This window comes from Photobacterium sp. OFAV2-7 (assembly GCF_022347985.1).
Classification (GTDB): Bacteria; Pseudomonadota; Gammaproteobacteria; order Enterobacterales; family Vibrionaceae; genus Photobacterium.
Genome location: NZ_JAKRFQ010000427.1, coordinates 1 through 4265 on the forward strand (window position 1 = coordinate 1; position 4265 = coordinate 4265).

At 49.5% G+C, this 4265-nt stretch carries 3 protein-coding genes; 1 reads left to right on the forward strand and 2 read right to left on the reverse strand.

Annotation, left to right across the window (positions count from 1 at the left end; translation table 11 throughout):
* Both MHN01_RS18230 and MHN01_RS18235 read right to left on the reverse strand, forming a co-directional pair.
* The coding region (locus tag MHN01_RS18230) for a beta-ketoacyl synthase N-terminal-like domain-containing protein (RefSeq protein ID WP_304622875.1) at nucleotides 1-1839 on the reverse strand (1839 nt) is incomplete at its 3' end.
* A 697-nt stretch (nucleotides 1840-2536) separates the two neighbouring features.
* A complete protein-coding gene (locus MHN01_RS18235) occupies nucleotides 2537-2938 on the reverse strand; it encodes a thioesterase family protein (protein ID WP_239412645.1) in 402 nt (133 codons plus the stop codon).
* Between the two features lie 261 nt (nucleotides 2939-3199).
* Here MHN01_RS18235 and MHN01_RS18240 point away from each other — a divergent pair, with 261 nt between their 5' ends.
* On the forward strand, nucleotides 3200-4249 hold the full coding sequence (locus tag MHN01_RS18240) for a 3-oxoacyl-ACP synthase III (protein WP_239412646.1): 1050 nt from the start codon (nucleotides 3200-3202) through the stop codon (nucleotides 4247-4249).
* Nucleotides 4250-4265: the final 16 nt, after the last annotated feature.

Consider the following 4265-nt stretch of genomic DNA (forward strand, 5'->3'; position numbering starts at 1 on the left):
CTCACGACCCATATTGAGGTATTGTGAACCCTGGCCGGCAAAGAGCGCAGCGACTTTCGCCGAACCTTGCTCAGAGACAAGCGCTGATTCACGGTAGCTGGTCCCGTTTGGTAGCTGCCAGTGTGTTTTTGTCTGCTTTTCAAGCGTTGAAATGACCTGGGCTAGCTGAGCCTGGAGGTCATGAGCGGATTGAACAACGAGGCCTAAACGTGCATGGGAGGAGTCTATGCTACGTAACCCATGGGTTTTAGCCAGTGTCTGGAGATCGGTGTTGCTGCTTGCAATATCTGCTGCCGTTTCTTTCAGGCTTGCAAGTAATGCTTCACGAGAGGGCGCATTGAACAGCAATGTTTGCGCAACTTCACGTTGACGATATTTGTCACCACGGGCATGTTCTTGGTTATATTCTTCAAGCACGACATGGAAATTGGTACCGCCGAAACCAAATGAGCTGATACCCGCACGACGCGGAGTACCATCAACACGCTGCATCCATGGACGAGTCTGGGTGTTGAGGTAGAAAGGCGAATCTTCAATAGCCAGTTTCGGGTTCGGGGTGGTGACATTGATTGTCGGCGGCAGCACTTTGTGGTGCAGTGCCAGTGCAGCCTTGATCAGGCCCGCTGTTCCCGCTGTCGATTTGGTATGACCAATCTGAGATTTCACCGAACCCAATGCAATGTGCTGCTTCTCGTCGTTATCTTCGCTGAATACCGAGTTCAGCCCCTTGAATTCCGCGACGTCGCCTGCAGCGGTTCCGGTGCCGTGGGCTTCTAGCAGGCCAAGGGTATGAGGAGCGAAGCCCGCGTCATCATAGGCACGCTTGAGGGCTTTTGCCTGACCTTCAGGACGAGGAGCGTAGATACTCTTGAACTTACCGTCCGAAGAGGCACCGATACCTTTGATAACGGAATAGATACGGTCGCCGTCGCGCTCAGCATCTTCAAGGCGCTTCAGTGCGATCATGCCGATGCCTTCACCAATCATCATTCCCTTTGAATCTATATCAAACGGCTGAATGGTTTCGTTGGTGGTGAAGGCCGGTGTTTTGGAGAAGCTCATGTACATGGTTGGCGAGTTGTCGGTACAGACGCCGCCGGTGATCATCATCTCGCTGCGGCCGTCGACCAGTTCTCCAAGGGCCATGCGAAGCGCGGCAAGAGAGCCGGCACAGGCTGCATCAACGACGCAGTTGATACCGCCAAGATCAAAGCGGTTTGCGATACGGCCCGCAATCACGTTGCCCAGTGAGCCCGGGAATGAGTTCTCTTCCCAGTGAATGTACTGATCTTGGAACTTTTTGATCAGCATCTCGCTGTCTTCGTCACTGATCCCGCTGTTTTTGAAGACTTTCTTCAGAACAGGGTACTGAAGACGGGCATTCAGGCTCTGGCTGATCTTCTGGCCGCCACCAACACCGAGTGTAATACCGATCTTGTCGCGGTCGTAATCTGCCGGCAGTTTGGCGTCGGCCAAGACTTCTTTGGCCACGATTAGCGATAGAAGCTGAGAGGTATCTGTTAATTCAAGAATATTTGGTGGCAGACCAAACTCCATTGGGTTGAAGTCTACTTCCGGCATGAAGCCGCCACGTTTGCAGTAAGATTTATCCGGGGTGCTCTTATCTGCATCGTAGTAGTCTTCAGGGCGCCAGTGTGTTTCAGGTACTTCGGTGATCGCGTCAATCTTTTCGCTGATCAGATCCCAGAATTTGTTCAGGTAACGTGAGTTCGCAAAGATACTTGCCATACCAACAATAGCGATTGGCATGTCTTTCAGACGCTTGTTGAGTCGCTTATCTTCTTGCGATTCATGCGTGTTGCTTGGGGTTTGGCTCATTATGAGTCTCCACTGAGCACCCGAAAATCGGGTGCAAAATATTCGTTGCAGGTGCTGCGCGTAGGCAACAGATACGAAGCAAGTCGGTAGAAGTGTAATAAAAATGGTAATAACCGGTGTGAAAATGCACCAGTTAGGAAGAGATTGGCGGTAGCAATGTGCCGGAATGTGCTGTGAGTGGAATAGTGCATATCAGCAGTAGCATATTCCTGACATTCGGTGATTTGCGGTAGAGCTTTCATACATATAAGTCGTATCCATCATAATTCTGCTGCGATTATCAGAAAAGGAGGTACTTACCATCCGTTATGAAAGCCAGCTACGTCCGTTGATGGCTCAGCAGCCTACCCGAGGTCGCTTTTCGTTACAATCGCCTGAATGGGGAGGTAGGATCTCTTCAGACCAGTTATAAAATCGAAAATCTCTTTTATTGTATTATCAATATTCATAACTAATTGAATTTAATGATTTAACTTGGTTGATTTAGTGCAAATACTCAGACTCTTGTCAAAACTTGACCTATACCTCATTTTTGCAAATAAGCATGATTGAAAGGTGACAGGAATACGTGGAATCGAGGTCGTAGCAAATAGCTGCTACTATGCGTGATATTGCTTTGGTGTGAGTTGTTTTGTGTAACTAGGGTGTGTGAATAGTAGTGTGTCCAGCCTGTCTGAAGCAGCCAGGCTGGCTAGGATCAGCCATCCATCATGGAGCGCAGGATTTCTTCTGGAACAGGCTGCAAACGCTTTTCTTTATCCAGGCAGACCATTTCGATATCGCCGATAACAGCTGCCCGGGTGGCTCCAGGTCGCCAGACTTCCTGACGCCATAGGGTTTTGTATTTGCCGTCTAGGGTAAACGTAGTGCGAATATCGCAAACTTCTGCAAACTCAACACCATCTTGGAAGATCATATTGGCCTTGTAGACCGCAAACCCGAGTCCATGCTCGTTCCATAGTCGCGCCAACTTGTCACTATCAATAACATGTTCACGGGCGCGTTCGAAATATTTGAGGAAGTTCGGGTGGTATACCACACCAGAGTGGTCAGTATCTTCGTAATAAATTTGTACCGGGTGATGATATACCTTGCTCATCTTGGTTTCTGTCTCTCAATCTATAAGGTGGTTTATACTATCTTGCCTGAGCAAGAATATGTATCACGAATGGCACTCTACATTAGGTTAGCTTTTGACATAATACCTTTTGTACTGGTCATATGAGCCAGCCTACATCTCGTTATCTGGCAGTTTTTATTGAATCCTCGTTCTTTTCTTGCTCCAATGACGCGCAAGTATGCATAAAAAATGACGATCGGTGCTGTTTTGACCGAGATAGTGAGCAGTTACAATAGTTGAATGAAATATTCCCGCGTTTTTATCAATAGTCTGGCTTACGAGCTAGCACCACAAGTGGTCACAAGCTCTGAGCTTGAATCCCGTTTAGCTCCTTTGTATCAGAAATTCCGAATCCCGATGGGGCAGCTTGCCGCATTAACCGGGATCGAAGAGCGTCGCTGGTGGCCTAAAGGGCATGTATTGTCTGATGGCGCACTGGCCGCAGCCCGTAAATCGATTGATGAGACGGGTGTAAGAGTCGAGGATCTGGGCGCTGTTATTTATACCGGCGTATGCCGTGATCAGCACGAACCGGCTACCGCCTGTAGAATTGCCTCTGAGCTGGGTGTGTCGAACAATACCGCCATTTACGATATCAGCAACGCCTGTCTTGGCGTGCTTTCCGGCATTCTGGATATCGCCAACCGTATCGAACTGGGGCAGATTAAAGCAGGACTGGTGGTTTCGTGTGAGTCAGCCCGTCACATTGTCGACATCACCATTGATCATATGCTGGCCGAACCGACCATGCAGAACTTTGCCCAGTCGCTGGCAACGCTGACCGGTGGCTCGGGGGCTGTTGCAGTGTTACTGACTGACGGTAGCCTTCCGCTTCGCAATACTCGCCAGCACCAATTGCTGGGTGCGAGCCATCTGTCGGCACCGGAACATCATGACCTTTGCCAGTGGGGCCTGCAGGAAGTTGGGCCGCAGTTGTTCCGTGAGTATATGCGTACCGACGGTGTGAGCCTGCTTAAGGAAGGGGTTCAGTTGGCGCGTGATACCTGGCAGCATTTTCTTGAGCAGCGTAACTGGGTTGTCGATCAGGTCGATAAGGTTATTTGTCATCAAGTAGGGGCATCTAACCGGAAACAGGTGTTAAATGCATTGAATATTCCTGTTGGTAAAGAATTCCCAACCTATCGCCTGATGGGAAATATGGGCAGTGTTTCTTTGCCTGTTACCGCCGCGATGGCGCATGATCATGGCTTTTTGAAACCGGGCAACAATGTAAGCTTCTTGGGTATAGGGAGCGGGCTAAACTGCATGATGTTGGGCCTTAAGTGGTAGCAGTCGGTAAGATCGG

Coding starts and splice junctions, on each gene's coding strand:
- MHN01_RS18240 (WP_239412646.1), top strand. CDS start 3,200: ATGAAATATTCCCGCGTTTTTATCAATAGTCTGGCTTACGAGCTAGCA.
- MHN01_RS18235 (WP_239412645.1), bottom strand. CDS start 2,938: ATGAGCAAGGTATATCATCACCCGGTACAAATTTATTACGAAGATACT.